The following is an 18,268-nucleotide window of genomic DNA, read 5'->3' as shown; positions in this document are numbered from 1 at the left end:
ATATAAACTCCATCTTTCTGTAAATTTAAGACTTATACACAGATTTTAAGAGCAGTGGATAAAAATAATCACAGCATGTTAATAATTATCCACAAGTTAATAACAGTCAGTGGATAACTTTATATATGCTATGATTTATTCACACTAGTTATGCATATAAAATCAATAATAAAATACTGTAAAAATAATGAGTTAGACGACTTATCCACACAATTATACTTTTTAACTTAGATGTCTGTCAAATGGCTGTGAATATGTTGTTAAATATGGTATAAAATTGTGAATAGTACTCTAATTATCCACAAATTTTCAGATAACGCTTGTGAATAAGTGGATAATTTTAAAATATAACCTTATTACTATGAAAATGTACTATAACAGCTCTGGGAAATAATTTATAAAGATGTATTAGAAATGAATAATTAAAGCATTAAACAGAGATGCTAAAATGTATAAATATTAAATTTAGAAATATGAGTCGATTTATAAAAAAATAATGACCTTACTTTTAAATGCTGCTTGCTTTATAAAAGGTAATTTGTTATATTGTAGTAGTTGCTTGAATTATGACTAGATAAAATTTAACTAAATCAAGAATTCTGATATCAGAAATATAATTTATCTATTAAAATAATCAGGATCACTACAAGAGCGAGTGAGCTGGATAAATATGTAGATGGAGGTGTTTTGCATGGTAAAACGTACTTATCAACCAAATAAACGTAAACATAGTAAAGTTCATGGTTTCAGAAAACGCATGAGCACTAAAAATGGCCGTAAAGTTTTAGCACGTCGTCGTCGTAAAGGCCGTAAAGTTTTATCAGCATAAGATCACTGACTTCTCAGTGGTCTTTTTTTTCGTTTGAATGACTTAATTTCAAACTACGAAAGAAAAGTACATTAAAATATAATAGATAAATTAAATGCAGAGAATAATATAAGCGAGTGATGTGAACGTGGAGAAGGCATACCGTATTAAGAAGAATACCGACTTTCAAATGATATATAAGAAAGGAAAGTCAGTAGCAAATAGACAGTTTGTAGTTTATACGTATAATAGTAACAATGAACATTTTCGCTTAGGCATTAGTGTTTCTAAAAAGTTAGGTAATGCAGTAACAAGAAATAGAATAAAGCGTGCCATTAGAGAGAATTTTAAAGTTCATAAACAAGATATTATTGCACGTGATATTATAGTGATTGCAAGGCAACCAGCTAAAGATATGACAACACTTGAAATTCAAGGAAGTTTAGAACACGTACTAAAAATCGCGAAAGCATTTAATAAAAGAATAAAGTAGGGGAGGGGGATTAAGACTCCCCTCAGTGTGATGTTAGACAACCCGAAGGCTAACCGTTATCTATTTAAACAAGTTGTTAGCATTTTCTATAGAAACAAATTACAATGTTATAATGAAATTTTACTTGAATAAGGAGGCGAGGATAATCATGGATTTTGATACTATAACAAGTATTTCAACGCCTATGGGTGAAGGTGCGATTGGTATAGTCCGTTTATCTGGTCCACAAGCTGTTGAAATTGGAGATACATTATATAAAGGAAAGAAAAAATTAGCAGAAGTTGATTCTCATACAATCAATTATGGTCATATCATAGATCCAGAATCACAAGAAGTGGTTGAAGAGGTTATGATTTCTGTATTAAGAGCACCTAAAACATTTACACGTGAAGATATTATTGAAATCAATTGTCACGGTGGTATTCTAACAATTAATCGTATATTAGAACTGACAATGACATATGGTGCAAGAATGGCAGAGCCAGGGGAATATACAAAGCGTGCCTTTTTAAATGGACGTATTGATTTATCTCAAGCAGAAGCAGTAATGGACTTCATTCGTTCTAAAACGGATCGTGCTTCTAAAGTTGCTATGAATCAAATAGAAGGACGTTTGAGTGATTTGATTAAGCGCCAACGCCAATCCATATTAGAGATTCTTGCTCAAGTAGAAGTTAATATTGATTATCCAGAATATGATGACGTTGAAGATGCGACAACTGAATTTTTATTAGAGCAATCTAAAAAAATCAAAGAAGAAATTAACCTACTTTTAGAAACAGGTACACAAGGTAAAATAATGCGTGAAGGCTTGTCTACAGTTATTGTCGGTAAACCAAATGTTGGGAAATCTTCAATGTTAAACAACCTTATTCAAGATAATAAAGCCATTGTAACCGAAGTAGCTGGGACAACACGTGATGTTTTAGAAGAGTATGTTAACGTGCGTGGCGTACCGTTAAGACTTGTAGATACTGCAGGTATTCGAGATACGGAAGATATCGTTGAAAAGATTGGCGTCGAACGTTCACGAAAAGCGTTAAGCGAAGCGGATTTAATCTTATTTGTTCTTAATAATAATGAGCCGTTAACGCAAGAAGATCGTACATTATATGAAGTAATCAAAAACGAAGATGCCATTGTCATTGTAAATAAAACAGATTTAGAACAAAACTTAGATATTAATGAAGTAAAAGAGATGATTGGTGACACACCTCTCATTCAGACCTCAATGTTGAAACAAGAGGGTATTGACCAACTTGAATTACAAATTAGAGATTTATTCTTTGGTGGCGATGTACAAAACCAAGATATGACTTACGTTTCTAATTCAAGACATATTTCATTATTAAAACAAGCTAGAAATGCTATTCAAGATGCAATCGATGCAGCAGAATCTGGTATTCCTATGGATATGGTGCAAATTGACTTAACACGTACATGGGAATTACTTGGTGAAATTATTGGTGAATCTGCAAGTGATGAACTTATTGATCAATTGTTTAGCCAATTCTGCCTAGGTAAATAGAGATAACAAATTTTTAATAGATAAGACAGTCGGTAGTCTTATTGTGAACAAATAGAATAGGAAGTATATAAAGGAGGTATATTAAGTGGTTCAAGAATATGATGTCATTGTCATTGGTGCTGGACATGCGGGGATTGAAGCTGGTTTAGCATCTGCAAGACGTGGCGCTAAAACATTAATGTTAACGATTAATCTAGATAATATTGCATTTATGCCATGTAACCCATCAGTAGGGGGACCGGCGAAAGGAATTGTCGTACGTGAGATTGATGCATTAGGTGGCCAAATGGCCAAAGCAATTGATAAAACACATATCCAAATGCGTATGTTAAATACAGGTAAAGGTCCAGCTGTACGTGCATTACGTGCGCAAGCTGACAAAGTGTTATATCAACAAGAAATGAAACGTGTCATTGAAGATGAAGACAATTTAGATATCATGCAAGGTATGGTGGATGAATTAATTATAGAAGATAATGAAGTAAAAGGTGTTCGTACTAATATTGGTACAGAATATCGTGCGCAAGCGGTTGTTATTACAACAGGTACATTCTTACGTGGTGAAATTATCTTAGGTAACATGAAGTATTCAAGTGGTCCAAACCATCAACTTCCATCAATCACTTTAGCTGATAATTTAAGAGAATTAGGCTTTGAAGTTGTGCGCTTTAAAACGGGTACACCACCACGTGTAAATGCGAAAACAATCGATTATTCTAAGACAGAAATTCAACCAGGTGATGACGTAGGTCGTGCATTTAGTTTTGAGACAACTGAATATATCTTAGACCAATTACCTTGTTGGTTAACATATACAAATGATCGTACACATAAAGTGATAGATGACAATTTACATTTATCTGCCATGTACTCTGGCATGATTAAAGGTACAGGGCCTCGTTATTGTCCATCAATCGAAGATAAATTTGTGCGATTCAATGATAAACCTAGACATCAACTTTTCCTAGAGCCTGAAGGTCGTAATACGAATGAAGTATACGTTCAAGGACTTTCAACCAGCTTGCCAGAACACGTACAACGTCAAATGTTAGAAACGATTCCTGGTCTTGAAAAGGCAGATATGATGCGTGCGGGTTATGCTATTGAATATGATGCCATTGTGCCAACGCAATTATGGCCAACATTAGAAACTAAAATGATTAAAAACTTATATACGGCTGGCCAAATTAATGGTACTTCAGGATATGAAGAAGCGGCTGGACAAGGTATTATGGCTGGTATCAATGCTGCTGGTAAAGTGCTTGGTACTGGAGAAAAAATCTTAAGTCGTTCAGACGCATACATTGGTGTGTTAATTGATGACTTAGTCACAAAAGGAACAAATGAACCTTATCGTTTATTAACATCTCGTGCGGAATACAGATTATTATTACGTCATGATAATGCTGACTTACGTTTAACAGATGTAGGTTATGAATTAGGTATGATTTCAGAAGAACGTTACGCACGTTTCAATGAAAAGCGTCAACAAATTCAAGATGAAATTCAACGTTTAACAAATATTCGTATTAAACCAAATGAACATACACAATCCGTTATTGAAGCAAACGGTGGTTCACGTCTTAAAGATGGCATTCTAGCAATTGATTTATTACGTCGTCCTGAAATGACATACAATACAATCTTAGAAATTCTAGAAGAAAGTCATCAATTACCTGAAGCGGTTGAAGAACAAGTTGAAATTCAAACGAAATACGAAGGCTATATCAATAAATCATTACAACAAGTTGAAAAAGTTAAACGTATGGAAGAGAAAAAAATTCCTGAAGACTTGGATTATAGTAAAGTCGATAGCTTAGCAACTGAAGCACGTGAAAAATTAGCAGAAGTGAAACCATTGAACATCGCACAAGCGTCACGTATTTCAGGTGTAAATCCAGCAGATATTTCAATCTTACTTGTTTATTTAGAACAAGGTAAATTGCAGAGGGTGAAAAATTAATGAGTGGCGTAGAATGGCTAGCTAAAGAATTAAGTGAACATGGAATTGAATTATCAGATAAACAAAAAGAACAATTTCAAATGTATTATCAATTACTTGTCGAGTGGAATGAAAAAATGAATCTTACAAGTATTACAGATGAACATGAGGTTTATTTGAAACATTTCTATGATTCAATCACACCAAGCTTCTATTATGATTTCAACCAGCCATTAGCCATCTGTGATGTTGGTGCAGGTGCTGGTTTCCCAAGTATTCCGTTGAAAATTATATATCCTGAATTAAAAGTAACGATTGTAGATTCTTTAAATAAACGTATTCAATTTTTAAATCACTTAGCTGCTGAATTAGGTTTAACTCAAGTAAGCTTTGTACACGATCGTGCAGAAACTTTCGGTAAAGGTGTAAACAGAGAGACATATGACGTAGTTACAGCACGTGCAGTAGCTAGACTTACAGTGTTAAGTGAATTGTGCCTTCCTTTAGTTAAAAAAGGTGGTCAATTCATCGCATTGAAGTCTTCTAAAGGAGAAGAAGAATTAGAAGAAGCGCAATTTGGGATTAGTATATTAGGTGGCGTCTTTAGTGATTCTTATATATTCGATTTACCTGAAGATGCTGGAGAAAGACAAATGATTATCATAGATAAACGTCGTCAAACATCTAAAAAATATCCTAGAAAACCAGGTACACCGAACAAATCTCCTTTATTAGAAAATTAATAGCACTTACATGTTAAAATTAATGCTAAGAGGAGTGAATGGATAATGAAAAAACCTTTTTCAAAATTATTTGGATTGAAAAATAAAGATGACATCGTTGGATACATTGAAGAAGATCGCAATTCTAGCGTCGAATCCATTCAAATAGAGCGTATTGTACCTAACCGTTATCAACCAAGACAGGTGTTTGACTCAAGTAAGATTACTGAACTTGCTGAATCTATTGATGAGCATGGCTTGTTACAACCCATCGTTGTAAGACCGATTGAAGAGAATATGTACGAAATTATTGCCGGTGAACGACGTTTCAGAGCGTTGCAGTCATTGCATAAATCGCAAGCTGACGTCATTATTCGCCATATGAATGATGAAGAAACAGCTGTCGTAGCCTTAATTGAGAATATTCAACGTGAAAATTTATCTGCAGTTGAAGAAGCGGAAGCTTATAAAAAGCTTCTCGAAATTGGTGGCACAACACAAAGTGAATTGGCTAAAAGTTTAGGTAAGAGTCAGAGCTTTATTGCGAACAAGTTGCGCTTACTTAAATTAGCACCTAAAGTGATTAGTCGTTTAAGAGAAGGCAAGATTACTGAGCGTCATGCACGAGCGGTCTTATCCCTTGAAAATGATGACCAAGAAAAGTTAATTGAACAAGTCATCAGTCAAAAATTAAATGTTAAACAAACAGAAGCACGTGTTAAACAAAAAATGGGACCTGAGAAAGTAAAAGCGCAATCTTTCCAATTCTCCAAAGATTTAACACAAGCACGTGATGAGGTTGGGAAAAGCATTCAAGCGATTGAACAATCTGGTATTCATGTAGAGCATCGTGATAAAGATCATGAAGATTATTATGAAATTAAGATAAAAATTTATAAGAAATAGTATTAAATCTCCTTTTAGAAAGTGACTAAAGGGAGATTTTTTTAGTGATGATAAACAATAATTTGAAAATTAATTCTATTTAGCGCGCCGTTTACATTAGGGAGAAATAGTTTTACAATATTATTAAACGATACGTTTCGTTTAATAATTCATGAAGAAGGTTTTGTAAGTGTTTGGAATATCAATTTCTAGTGCGATACTCCATTTTATGATTGGAGGTCTTGCTGTAGCCATTGCCTCGATTATGGCTGAAAAAGTAGGCGGTAAAATGGGTGGTATCATTGCAACAATGCCGGCAGTCTACCTTGCTGCTATTATTGCATTAGCAATAGACCATCATGGCGATAAACTTGTTCAAATGTCCATTCATCTTAGTGCTGGTGCGGTAATAGGCATTATTTCATGTATCATTACTGTTTTCTTAACATCTATCTATATTAGTAAACGAGATTATAAAAAAGGCACCGCATTTGCATTTGTATGTTGGGTTGTCATTTCGCTTGCTATTTTTGCAGTAAGACATATTTCATAATATTTGGAGGCATTTTCAATGAAATTGGCAATAATTAAATTTCTAGTAGGTGGATTAGCAGTGACGCTGAGTTATATTATCTCAGTCATCTTACCATGGAAAGAATTAGGAGGCGTCTTTGCTACATTACCGGCAGTGTTCTTAGTATCTTTATTTATAACAGGTATGCAACATGGCGATGTTATTGCTAAACACGTAAGTAGAGGTGCAGTTTTTGGCATGACGGGCGTACTTATTAGTATATTAGCAACTTGGGGAATGCTATATTATACTAATCAATGGCTACTTAGTATTGTTATTGGATTTATTGCATGGTTTGTAAGTGCAGTAATTATTTTTGAAGCGGTTGAATTTATTTCGCATTTAAGAAGGGGAAAACATGGCTGGAAGACCAAAAGATCCGACAATCAATCATAAAATTTTTAATGAATTAGATCGAATGTTGGCTACGACACATTTTAGAGACATCACTATTGATCAAATTTCTGAAAACACAGGTGTGTCTAAAGCTACAATATATCGACGTTGGAAAGATAAATCTTCAATTATTGTAGATATGTTCGTTAGTAGAGCCCAAATTTTTGAAAATGAAAATAAAGATCTACACACGGGGTTGTATCAATTCTTATTTAAAATAATGGAAATTTATAAAACGAATTTAGGGCGTGCGGTTATTGAAATATTAATTAGTAATCAACAAGTTGAAGCACGTGAATTGTTTATGAAGGGTTATTTTAAAAATAACCGAAAATTATTAAAATCTATCATAGCACATCACATAAAAGAAGAGGATCAAGATTTATTTATAGATATGATTTTCTCACCAATTTATTTTAATATTTTAATTAAACCTGAAACTTTAGATGAAGCATATATTAAAAAAATGCTAGACGTTATCTTAAAATCTTTTAATCAATAATATCTTATAGCAAGAGGAACTGCGTTTTAATAAATAGCGTAGTTCCTTTTTTTAGACGTCAGGAAGTCTTGTAAATGTTGATATAGCAGTATGTAAAAGGATTTTGACAATGAAAAAGATGCGATTGTCAAAGAAATTTGGTAGTTTTTTATATACAGAGACGTTTCTATGGAGTTGAAGTGAGATACGACTATTAACGTCTATCTTGCTTCTATTCTAGGCAAGATTAATCTAAATGGTTAAGGAGTTATGGGTAATGGAAATCGGTCAACAAATTCGAAAATATAGAGAAAAAGAAAATTATTCCCAAGAGTACCTAGCTGAGAAATTATATGTTTCAAGACAAACGATTTCTAATTGGGAGAATGAAAGAAGCTATCCAGATATCCATAATTTATTAATGATGTGTAACTTATTTAATGTTTCATTAGATGATCTTGTCAAAGGAGATGTGAAACGTATGGGACATGAAGAAATTAAAAAAGACATGGATTTTTGGACGTGGATGATGCTCATTTGTATGTTATTAGCATGTGTTTTAATAGGACCACTTTTATTTTATTTGAGTTGGTGGGGCGTAGCGATTACCTATGTCATTTTTTCTGTAGGTTTATATAGTAGTACGCAAGTCGATAAAATTAAATACAAAAATGGCATGGATAATTACGATCGAATCGTAGCATTTATGAATGGTCAAGATCCTAATGAAGTTAAGACTACTAAAACACGCAATTTCATTACGAGTATCTTATCATTTATCTTTGTAGTAGGCGCATTTGTAATCATATGTTGGTTGAGTATATATGTATCATTTAAATTTTTACCATAATAAATTAGAGAGACCTAAGAAGCGCAATTGCTTCTTAGGTCTTTTAAATGTTATCAATTTGAATTCTGTTCATCTCGTCTTCTTCTACCCAATAATAATACACTACCTAGACTAGCAAACATTGTAGCTATTAATGATTTATTACTATTATCATCTTTGCTACCAGTTTTAGGCAGATGTTTCGGTTGATTTGGTTGTTCAGGTGTTGGTGGCACATGATGTGTCGGTGGTACACCTGGTTTTTCAGGTGGATTACCTGGCGGGTTAACTGGAGGTTTACCCGGTGTTTTAGGTGGATGATGTGGCGGTACGTAAGGCGGTTTGCTCGGCTTTGGTGGTACTGGTGGTATAACAGTATTGTTAAATTCAGTATCATGTAGTCCGGCTGATTTACCGCCTGAACTGATGTAAGTGACAGTTGCTTGTAAATCACCAGTTTCTGGATTTTCAGTAACGACCACTGTTGCTTTGATAGACATAGTATCATAAGCAATATTTGTGTCTGTTCTCACTTTTTCAGAGATTTGGTAAAGGTAAGTGCCCACTTTATTGAATTTAATTGGTAAGAAATTCACTTTACCATTTGCATCATTTGTTGCTAATTGTACTGCATGATCAAGGTTGTTTATATCAGTTAAGATGAATGTGTAATCGCCACCTTTAAGTTGACCACCTTCCAGTTTCTTAGTCACTTTGAATTCAAAGTTTACTGGTACTGGTTTTACTTTATTAACACGTTTTTCTGATGGTTTAGGAGGTGGAACCTCATTGCCACCTTTGGCTGGGTTAAAGAATTTAACAGATTGATTTGCTACGTTAGTAATGTCTTTGTTAGCTTTAGCACTGTCTTTAATAACACCGACAATATCTAATTTGTAGTAACGTCCAAATGGCATTTGCGCATTATCTAGCACATGGTCTTTGACTAAACTGTCTTTCGAAGTAGCTGTGATAACACCATTCTCATCTGTGATATCAAATAAGTTTGTAACGTCTTGTCCAGTAATACCGTCATAAGCATGAATACTTTGAACAGCTATGCTTGTTTCATCATAGTCATCAGTAATGCCTAATTTATTAATTTTATTCTCAGGTGTTAAGTGCGTTGTATCTAACCAAACTTGATATACAATTTTATCCCCACGATTAATTTAATTATAAAATATATAAAATAAAAAACAAAGTTAATATAAAATGGTCATAAATATAAAATAAGTAGCAAAAAGGAGTAGGACAGAATTCTATTGAATTCAGTCCTACTCCCAATCTACTTTGCAATTGACGATTAGTTGTCTTGTTTGTCTTCATAGCGTTTTAAAATGTAACCGCCACCAAGTAAGCCTACCGGCACACCAATAAATGGTGTCGCAATGCTACTTAAGATAAAGACCATTAGTACTAACATAAGACCATTAAACCAATTGACTTTTAAACTTAATAAATCCTCATAAGATTTGCGAATTAATTCTTTAATATTCATTTGAACAACGTCCTTTCATCTCAATAATTTAAATAGAATGTTTTACAATTCGATTTGCATGAATAAATGATATGGCTGCAAAGATAAGATAAACGAGTGAATAAACAATCATCACAATGATAATTGGTGTAGGAGAGAATTCTCCCATCAGCTTCATAAATACCATTGCAGCAAATAGTGCGTGTAATAAAGCGATAATTAAAGGTAAACCGAAGTTGAATAAAATCTTTAATGCTAAACCTTTGGTCATATCAGTGTGAGTGAAACCGATACGTCTTAATATGCGATAATTATTAATTTCATCTTCAGTTTCATCCATTTGTTTAATATAGATAATACACCCAGCTGCGATTAAGAAAGCTAATCCTAAGAATGAAGTAACAAACATTAGTATACCGTTACTTTCATCAAGCATTTTTACTGTATCGCCTTTAATATCAACATTTGGACTTACTTTTTTAGCTAGTTTTTCCGCTTTAGAGAGGTCTTTATGGTCTTTGATATTAAAACCGTAATGATGCAATTGTTGGTCCTTCATTTTCAATTTATTGTAATTGTCTGGACTCACTTTTAAGACGGGACCACCAACAGAAACATTCGATGGAATCACTTCATTTTCATTTTTTTGATTCACATTTAATGTTATTTTTTGCTGACCTTGAAGGGTCATATCATGATTCAGATGAACACTTACCATACCAGAAAGTGGTCCTTGTAAATTGGTTACTGTCGCATGATTACCTTTAATATCTTTATCAGCCATTACAACGGCACCAGCATTTTGCATTCCATTGCTTGTTTTACTTTTTAATACATCATTTTTAAGCAATTTAGTATTACTACCTTCAAATGTTTTAGTGTCATATTGAATATGATGCTGTTCTAATAATTTTTCGTATTTTTGAGCAGATTGTGGTTTAGCAAAGTTGACATCTTGAGGAGATGACACTTGAATCATATAATTCGTATTGGCTTTACTAATTGCACCGAAACATAGAATTGTTACCGTTACAGCTGAAATAATCGCAATAATGGTAAGTGACATCGCATTTTTCTTCATACGATGCATGATTGATGAAGTGAATACAACATCTGTAATTGATATGCGTCCATGTTTAGACTTTTTCAGTGATTTAAATATGATAGACACTGAACTTCTAAAGAATAGATATGCTCCTACAACAGTTAGAAATAGAATTAAGAACGGTGTGATTAAGACCATCGTTAATCCTTCGAACTTACCAAACATCTCAGTAGAAATGTAATATCCTAATATGATCATCACGATACCTAAGATGCCGGCAATAAGTTCAAGCGCAGTAATTTTGGCTTTAGTAGCTTCTGATTTTGTACTGTCTTTCATCATTGACAGGATGGTTCTTCTTTTTAGGAAAAGGAAGTTCTGAAACATAATCAAGATAAACGCTAGTACAAGCATCACAATCGTTTGAATCAATGCAGGTAATTCAAAGCCTATCGATACATCTACTTTCAAATGCATCATTTTCACTAAAATATTAAGTAGAATCTCAGAACCTACAATACCGATTAAAATACCTATGATGCCTGTGATAATAAAGAATGTAAACTGTTCAACAGCTAGCATTCTTAAAATATTTTGTCGTGTTAAACCAATGAGTTGAAATAGCGCAAATTCTCGTGTTCTACGTTTAACAAATAATTGGTTTGCATACATTAAGAAAATGATAATCGTCACAAATAGGAAGACTGCTCCCACTTTAGCACCTTCTTGGATGACTTTAGGAGAACCCCCATTATTGATACTATGTGTGTACTGCAAAGTAACAAAGCTAAAATACAAAATAATACTAAAAATAAGTGAAAATAAATACAGTGCATAATTTTTAAAATTACTTTTTAAATTTTTGAGTGTAATTTGATTAAATGTCATTTGCGACACCACCTAAGGCTGACTGTAATTGAATAATTTCATCATAAAAGTCACGTTTGGTTTTGTGTTCTTGGTTGATTTCTGAGTGAATATTACCATCTTTTAACATAATGACACGTTTTGCGAAACTTGCTGCGGATGGGTCGTGCGTTACCATAATAATCGTACTATTGAATCGCTTATTCATATCTTCAAGACGATTGAGTAAATCTTGCGCACTTTTCGAATCAAGTGCTCCTGTAGGTTCATCGGCAAAGATAATAGAAGGTTTATGAACGAATGCACGTGCAGCTGCAGTACGTTGTTGCTGACCACCTGATATTTCGCTTGGGTATTTATTACTTAAATCATAAATACCAAGTGCTTCCGTGACTTCTTTATAATTTTGTTCCATCTCATCTTTACTCACTTTCTGAACAGATAGTGGCAACATAATATTTTCTTTAACGGTTAAAGTAGGTAAAACACTATAATCTTGGAAGATAAATCCAAGTTCTTTCTTACGAAATTGTGCTAACTGCTTATCTTTGAGTTGATTGATTTCATTGCCACTTACTTCAACAGTGCCTCCAGAAATACTATCAATCGAACTAATAACATTGAGGAGGGTTGTCTTACCTGAACCTGAAGGTCCCATAATGGCGACGAATTCTCCTTTTTCCACTGAAAAGTTGATATCGTTTAAAGCTTTATATTTTTGTTTGCTTCCGTATACTTTTGATAAATGATTGACGTTTAAAATTGGCATGTCCATCGCACTCCTTGTTTGTTTTATAATTTTTCTTTAGCTTTAGTTGGAATTTCTGATTTTTTAACTTCTTCATATGATTGGATAATGTGAGACTTTTCGCTTACAACTAAGTAATGATCTTGTTTTAATTTTTTAGAAGCGGTATAGTCAATTTTTTTAGATTTACCATCTTTGGTGTAACCTGTTTGATTGTAATGATAGATATAGAAGTCTTTTTCTTTATCAATGACTTCCACTTTTGATGGCTTTTGAGTCTTGACGTAATATTCATATGTTGGAGCCAAAGGATTCAATTTGTTCCATGCATTGACTGAAGTGTTATTGGGATGCTTGTTAGAATAGGCATTTAATCCAAATAGTCCTCCGATAATAACAATTGCAATAATCACAACTGCAATGAATATGTTTCTTAAGGCTTTCAATATCATCACTCCTTGTTTCTATTACACTTATAATTGTAGGAGGATTGCATCAGTACTGCCTTTATCTAACCTTACAAAGTCGTCGTCATTTCTTACGAATATGAAAGGTTGAATTATTTTTTGAAAATATAAGTAAGAAGGCATACTTAAATGTAATAACTTGAATAGTAATCTTATGGAAGGTTTGATACGATGAAGCTACCAAAATGTTAGAGAGGAACGTTGATATATGAGAATCTCGTGGGTGTTATGGTTGATTGCGACTATATTTTGGTTACTCTGTTTTGTAGGATTTACAGGTGGTGCTATATTAGGAAACGTACAAACAATTGATGAAGTCATTGAATTAGTATTTGTATCGATAGGATTATTTGCAATGCCTATTATCTGTCAAACTGTTTGGTTAGTTATCAATTTAGTAATAGGCCATTACACAAAGCGTACGTAACCTTCTTAAGAAGATTGAATGTAATAACGTTACCGTATTTAAAGATGAGTGAAACGACATTGCAATAAATTTGTGATAAAGTAAATTATGTTTATAAAAGATGATAGGCGGGGTTAATTTGAAAAAAGAAATAATGGAATGGGTTGTCGCCATTGGTGTCGCCCTCTTAGTCGTAGGCATAGTATTAAAATTTATTGGAACTTCATATACAGTATCTGGATCTTCAATGTATCCAACATTCCAAGATAGAAATAAAGTAATTGTAAGTAAAATATCTAAAACATTAAATCATATCGATAACGGAGATGTCGTTGTCTTCCATGAAGATGCACAACGCGATTTTATTAAACGTGTGATTGGTACACCAGGTGATAAAATTGAGTATAAAGGTGACCAATTATATGTAAATGGCAAAAAAGTATCAGAACCTTATTTAGATTACAATAAGAAACACAAACAAGGTAAATACTTAACAGGTTCATTAAAAACTAGTCAATTTAATGGCGCAAATGGCAAAAATAAAATTCCTAAAGACAAATATTTAGTATTAGGTGACAACAGACAAAATAGTGTAGATAGCCGTTTTGCCGAAGTTGGACTAGTAGATAAAAAACAACTCGTTGGTAAAGTTGTATTAAGATATTGGCCATTTAATGAATGGAAAACTGGATTTAATCCAGGTACATTCTAAAACCATATCTCATTGAATATTAGGTAAAGTTAATAATAGTTTATAGTGTCGATAAAGTCTGAGGCTTTATCGGCAATTTTTTTGTATAAATACAACAATGCAATTTTAATTTTAAGAATTAATTATCGTAAAGTATATATTATAAATGGTAAATATATGTCCTTCTTGATAAAAAAATATAAATAATGTAGAAAACAATACAAATTAAATGATATACTTTTTGAAGATTATAAAATTAAATAAATTGGAGGTAATCATATGCAATGTCCAAATTGTGGAAATCCTATAGAATCTAACGATTCTTTTTGTGGAGAATGTGGTCATAAGATAGAAAGACGTTCTCAAACTATAAGTTCTGTGGAAAAAGATATTTCAAATGCTAAAGAAAATGGGCATCAGAACGATTCAAATACACCGGACTCAGATAAGAAAATCACTAACTCACCTCAAGAAAGTAATGAATCAAATACAATCTATTCACGACAACATAAACATCAAAGTAATGAGCACGCGGTTAATGATAATCATCTTGAAAACACACCAGAACAAACTTCACATCAGCAACAACCTCATAATAATATGTATCAACAGCATCCAAATCAATATCAACAACCTCAAAGTAATACTACGAATACATATCACAATCAGCAACAACAATATAACCAGTCTTATTCAGACCCACAACAATCACAACAAGCAGGTCAATTCAGCAACCATGCTAAAGAAGTAACTGAAGAAAGTAAAGGGTTCTTTAAAAGTGCTTTTGTAGCACCAGACCAAGTTCTTAAAAGTCATCAAGCATTTAGTTTTAAATTATTATTATCATTATTAATTATTGGATTGTTAGTAGTGGCAATTTTATTAGCACTAGCTATACCCTCATCAATTGCAATGTTTGAAACACCTAAGAGTACAATAATTTCTTCAGTCATTATTGGCATTATTGTATTTTTAGCGGTAATTATAGGCGCGACGTATGGTATTACTCGATTAGTTGTGAGACAACCAATTACATTTAGAAAAGTACTGTCTGATTTTGTGCTTATTAATACTGTGTCAGTGGCAGTACTAGTTATTTCACTTATTTTAATGTTTGCAAATTCGTACAGCTTTGGTGGAGCATTATTTATGCTATCTAATCTGTTAATCGTAGTTTCAGGTGTGTATATGATTGCTAAATATAGTGCGAATCATGATACTAGATTTTCTAGTTTTTATGGTGTAATTATCTATATCATTATTTTCTTCTTATTTGTAACTATTTTTGGAGAATCTTTATTTAACCAAATCTTTGGTAACTTGCTAAGTGAGTTTAATAATCTATTTGATGGGAGCTCGATTTATTAATGAAATATTGTAGTAACTGTGGCCAACCCCTTCGTGAAGGTGTAAAAGTGTGTACGAATTGTGGTGCGCCAATACAACAGTCTAAAAGTAATCATTCGAATGCACATCAAGATAATAGTCAACAACAATCTTCCAATCACGGACGACAAGAAACTTATTCACGTAACCACTCTCAAACGCATCATAACCAATATGGACATACGCAAGAGCAATATCAATCATCTCAAAAAGGTAATAATAAGAAAATGTGGATTATTATCGCAATTATAGCGGTAGTACTTATTGCTTTAATTGCATTATTTGCTGTGTTGAAGAGTCAATTTTCACCAGAAAAACAAGCTTCAAATATTGCTCATGCAATTAAAAAAGATGATGAAAAAGCTTTAGCGAAAGAAGTAACAACGGAAAGCGATCATGTTAAGTAATCAAGAAGCACGTGCATATTTAAATTACATCAAAAAAGAAGATGATTTAAATAATGTTGGAAGTAATGTAGAACAAAGTGCAAAAGAAGTTAAAGATAAACATTATAGTAACTTGTCAGTGGATGCAAATGGCAAAGATGTATTAAATATTTCAAAAGAAGGCAAAAAATTCTTGTTCTTCGATAATTATAAATTTAAAGTACCAGAAAAGTCAGTGAGTATTTATCCAAGTGATAGTGGTGATATCACGTATGAATACAATGGCAAGAAACGGACTACAACAGTTGAAGAAGATGAGAACAAGACACTCGGTACATTTCCAATTGGAGATTACAATTTAAAAGCAACGAAAACAATTGATGGTAAAAAATTCAAAGGTGCCTTAATGATAGATATGAGCGATGATGATGCAACAGCTTATGAATCATTTAAACAGAAACGTTTCACAGTTAGTGTAGATGGTGGTTACATGTTAAATAATGTGAAAATCTATGCTAATGATAAAGAAATTGGTAGTGAATCGTCATCTGAAACCTATGGACCATATGATCCAGATGATGAAGTAACTGTTTATGCTGAAGGAACATATGAAGGTAAAACATTCAAATCTGATTCTGTTAATGTTACTAGCTCAAGTGAAGGCGATGAGGATGTTAAAGATGTTACAGTAACATTTGATGATGACCAAATTGATAAATATATAGATGATAAAATGGATGCTGAATCTGATGACGATAGTGACGATGATTCAAGTTCTGATTCAAGCTCAGGCGAAGTGACTCGTGACAATGTCATTGATAAAGTAGAATCATATGAAGGTCATAAATTAGATACAGATACGTATACTTATAAAGAACCAGAAAAAACAGATGATGGTAAATGGGGCTTCTCATTTACTGATAAAGACGGCGATTTAGCCGGATCATATACTGTTGATACTGACGATGGTTATGTAACAGAATATGATAAAGATGGCGAAAAAGTCGGTTCAGGTTATTAATAATTGAACAAAGGGCTGAGCAATTGATTTTAATTGCTCAGTCTTGTTTTATATTAGATTTTAATTACATTTATGCTATTATATATTTAATTTACCGAATAATTTGAAAATTTAAGCTGGAGGCGATAGATATGATGTTTGGTTACGAAGTAAATGAGCATGTGACGTTAAAGATATTAGAAGAACGTGAAGCGGATCAACTTTTCAAATTAGTAGATAGCAATAGTGAGTATTTAGGTGAGTTCTTGCCATTTGTCGAATATACAACTGAAGTTGCGCACAGTAAGAAGTTTATTCAGTCGGCACTAGAACAATTTACGCGTGGCGACGGCTTTCCATATCTTCTTTAGTAGCGTTTTTTTACCTAGAATATCCAATAATAATTGATTAGGGGAGGCATTATTATGATTTTTGGTTATCAAGTAGATCAAGATATTAAATTAAAAGTGTTAGAGGAACGTGAAGCAGAACAGTTATTTGAATTAATAGATAATAACCGTGAGTACCTAGCAGAATTTCTACCTTTTGTTGAATATACAACTAAAGTGGAAGATAGTAAAAATTTTATTCAGTCAGCATTACAACAATTTATCACTGGCGACGGTTTTCATTGTGGAATATGGAGTAATAGAGAACTAATTGGAGTCATTGGATTGCACTATTTAGATTTAGTTAATAAAAAAACTTCGATTGGATATTATTTAGCAGATAACTTTCAAAAGAAAGGAATCATGACTAAATGTACTAAAGCTTTAATTAGTTATGTATATGGAGAATATGATATTAATCGTATCGAAATACAAATGTCTACTAAAAATAAGAAAAGTCGTGCTATACCAGTAAGACTTGGATTTACATACGAAGGTATTTTGAGAAATAACGAACGTTTAAAAGGTGAATTTTCAGATAGTTATGTGTATAGTCTGTTAAGAGAAGAATATTATAATTAAGCATTGCTTACTTAATAGAAGTAATCTGGTTATTAAATAAGAAAACGTTAGTATATTACTGTGAGTGTAATGTTTTTTTATTAGCTTTTTTGGAAGGCTATTTAATTTGAATTTAATATGTAGGTCCTGTGATTAAGTTGGAAAAAGATATAATTAATCATAA

18 protein-coding genes and 3 pseudogenes are annotated in these 18,268 nt (G+C 32.7%); 16 read left to right on the top strand and 5 right to left on the bottom strand.

Annotated features, from left to right (window positions below; all coding sequences use genetic code 11):
* The first annotated feature begins 691 nt into the window (after positions 1-691).
* From rpmH to HYI43_12055, 10 genes are all read left to right on the top strand, one after another.
* Complete coding sequence (gene rpmH, locus HYI43_12100) at positions 692-829, top strand: 50S ribosomal protein L34 (protein ID UDI79235.1); 138 nt, start codon at positions 692-694, stop codon at positions 827-829.
* A gap of 121 nt (positions 830-950) precedes the next feature.
* Positions 951-1,301 carry a ribonuclease P protein component gene (gene rnpA / locus HYI43_12095; GenBank protein ID UDI79234.1) on the top strand — a complete coding sequence of 117 codons (351 nt, stop codon included), beginning with the start codon at positions 951-953 and terminating at the stop codon, positions 1,299-1,301.
* A gap of 148 nt (positions 1,302-1,449) precedes the next feature.
* Positions 1,450-2,829: a tRNA uridine-5-carboxymethylaminomethyl(34) synthesis GTPase MnmE gene (gene mnmE, locus HYI43_12090; GenBank protein ID UDI79233.1), complete on the top strand. Its 1,380-nt coding sequence runs from the start codon at positions 1,450-1,452 to the stop codon at positions 2,827-2,829.
* A gap of 85 nt (positions 2,830-2,914) precedes the next feature.
* Positions 2,915-4,792: a tRNA uridine-5-carboxymethylaminomethyl(34) synthesis enzyme MnmG gene (gene mnmG, locus HYI43_12085; GenBank protein ID UDI79232.1), complete on the top strand. Its 1,878-nt coding sequence runs from the start codon at positions 2,915-2,917 to the stop codon at positions 4,790-4,792.
* A complete protein-coding gene (gene rsmG / locus HYI43_12080; GenBank protein UDI79231.1) occupies positions 4,792-5,514 on the top strand; it encodes a 16S rRNA (guanine(527)-N(7))-methyltransferase RsmG in 723 nt (240 codons plus the stop codon). Before mnmG ends, rsmG begins: the two co-directional genes overlap by 1 nt.
* A gap of 45 nt (positions 5,515-5,559) precedes the next feature.
* Positions 5,560-6,399: a nucleoid occlusion protein gene (noc, locus tag HYI43_12075; GenBank protein ID UDI79230.1), complete on the top strand. Its 840-nt coding sequence runs from the start codon at positions 5,560-5,562 to the stop codon at positions 6,397-6,399.
* 169 nt (positions 6,400-6,568) lie between these two features.
* The gene (locus tag HYI43_12070) at positions 6,569-6,931 is read left to right on the top strand and encodes a DUF3147 family protein (protein ID UDI79229.1); all 363 of its coding nucleotides are present in this window, start codon (positions 6,569-6,571) and stop codon (positions 6,929-6,931) included.
* 18 nt (positions 6,932-6,949) lie between these two features.
* Positions 6,950-7,348, top strand: coding sequence for a DUF3147 family protein (locus tag HYI43_12065; GenBank protein ID UDI79228.1), 399 nt, complete (start codon positions 6,950-6,952; stop codon positions 7,346-7,348).
* The gene (locus tag HYI43_12060) at positions 7,311-7,850 is read left to right on the top strand and encodes a TetR/AcrR family transcriptional regulator (protein ID UDI79227.1); all 540 of its coding nucleotides are present in this window, start codon (positions 7,311-7,313) and stop codon (positions 7,848-7,850) included. Before HYI43_12065 ends, HYI43_12060 begins: the two co-directional genes overlap by 38 nt.
* Before the next feature lie 256 nt (positions 7,851-8,106).
* Positions 8,107-8,679, top strand: coding sequence for a helix-turn-helix transcriptional regulator (locus HYI43_12055; GenBank protein UDI79226.1), 573 nt, complete (start codon positions 8,107-8,109; stop codon positions 8,677-8,679).
* A 53-nt stretch (positions 8,680-8,732) separates the two neighbouring features.
* On the opposite strand, the pseudogene HYI43_12050 reads toward HYI43_12055, so the two are convergent.
* From HYI43_12050 to HYI43_12030, 5 genes and pseudogenes are all read right to left on the bottom strand, one after another.
* Positions 8,733-9,830: pseudogene (locus HYI43_12050) on the bottom strand (LPXTG cell wall anchor domain-containing protein).
* A 134-nt stretch (positions 9,831-9,964) separates the two neighbouring features.
* Positions 9,965-10,159 (bottom strand): VraH family protein, encoded by a 195-nt coding sequence (locus HYI43_12045; protein UDI79225.1) that lies wholly within the window; start codon positions 10,157-10,159, stop codon positions 9,965-9,967.
* 28 nt (positions 10,160-10,187) lie between these two features.
* Positions 10,188-12,071 (bottom strand): FtsX-like permease family protein, encoded by a 1,884-nt coding sequence (locus HYI43_12040; GenBank protein ID UDI79224.1) that lies wholly within the window; start codon positions 12,069-12,071, stop codon positions 10,188-10,190.
* Positions 12,061-12,819 carry an ABC transporter ATP-binding protein gene (locus HYI43_12035; GenBank protein UDI79223.1) on the bottom strand — a complete coding sequence of 253 codons (759 nt, stop codon included), beginning with the start codon at positions 12,817-12,819 and terminating at the stop codon, positions 12,061-12,063. The genes HYI43_12040 and HYI43_12035 overlap by 11 nt, the downstream gene beginning before the upstream one ends.
* A 23-nt stretch (positions 12,820-12,842) precedes the next feature.
* The gene (locus HYI43_12030) at positions 12,843-13,250 is read right to left on the bottom strand and encodes a YxeA family protein (protein ID UDI79316.1); all 408 of its coding nucleotides are present in this window, start codon (positions 13,248-13,250) and stop codon (positions 12,843-12,845) included.
* A 223-nt stretch (positions 13,251-13,473) separates the two neighbouring features.
* On the opposite strand from HYI43_12030, the gene HYI43_12025 reads away from it, so the two are divergent.
* The 6 genes and pseudogenes from HYI43_12025 (at position 13,474) to HYI43_12000 (ending at position 18,105) form a co-directional block, all read left to right on the top strand.
* A complete protein-coding gene (locus tag HYI43_12025) occupies positions 13,474-13,692 on the top strand; it encodes a hypothetical protein (protein UDI79222.1) in 219 nt (72 codons plus the stop codon).
* A 118-nt stretch (positions 13,693-13,810) separates the two neighbouring features.
* Complete coding sequence (gene lepB, locus HYI43_12020; protein UDI79221.1) at positions 13,811-14,383, top strand: signal peptidase I; 573 nt, start codon at positions 13,811-13,813, stop codon at positions 14,381-14,383.
* Between the two features lie 258 nt (positions 14,384-14,641).
* A complete protein-coding gene (locus HYI43_12015) occupies positions 14,642-15,730 on the top strand; it encodes a zinc ribbon domain-containing protein (protein ID UDI79220.1) in 1,089 nt (362 codons plus the stop codon).
* Positions 15,730-17,155 (top strand): annotated as a pseudogene (locus HYI43_12010) (zinc-ribbon domain-containing protein). The gene HYI43_12015 and the pseudogene HYI43_12010 overlap by 1 nt, the downstream one beginning before the upstream one ends.
* A 131-nt stretch (positions 17,156-17,286) precedes the next feature.
* Positions 17,287-17,490, top strand: a pseudogene (locus HYI43_12005) (RimJ/RimL family protein N-acetyltransferase).
* A 72-nt stretch (positions 17,491-17,562) separates the two neighbouring features.
* Positions 17,563-18,105 carry a GNAT family N-acetyltransferase gene (locus HYI43_12000; GenBank protein ID UDI79315.1) on the top strand — a complete coding sequence of 181 codons (543 nt, stop codon included), beginning with the start codon at positions 17,563-17,565 and terminating at the stop codon, positions 18,103-18,105.
* The last annotated feature ends 163 nt before the right edge of the window (positions 18,106-18,268 follow it).

It is taken from the genome of Staphylococcus taiwanensis, assembly GCA_020544305.1.
In the GTDB taxonomy this organism is placed as follows: domain Bacteria; phylum Bacillota; class Bacilli; order Staphylococcales; family Staphylococcaceae; genus Staphylococcus; species Staphylococcus taiwanensis.
The sequence above is the reverse complement of the archived record's forward strand: the minus strand, read 5'-3'. Positions and strand labels throughout refer to the sequence as shown.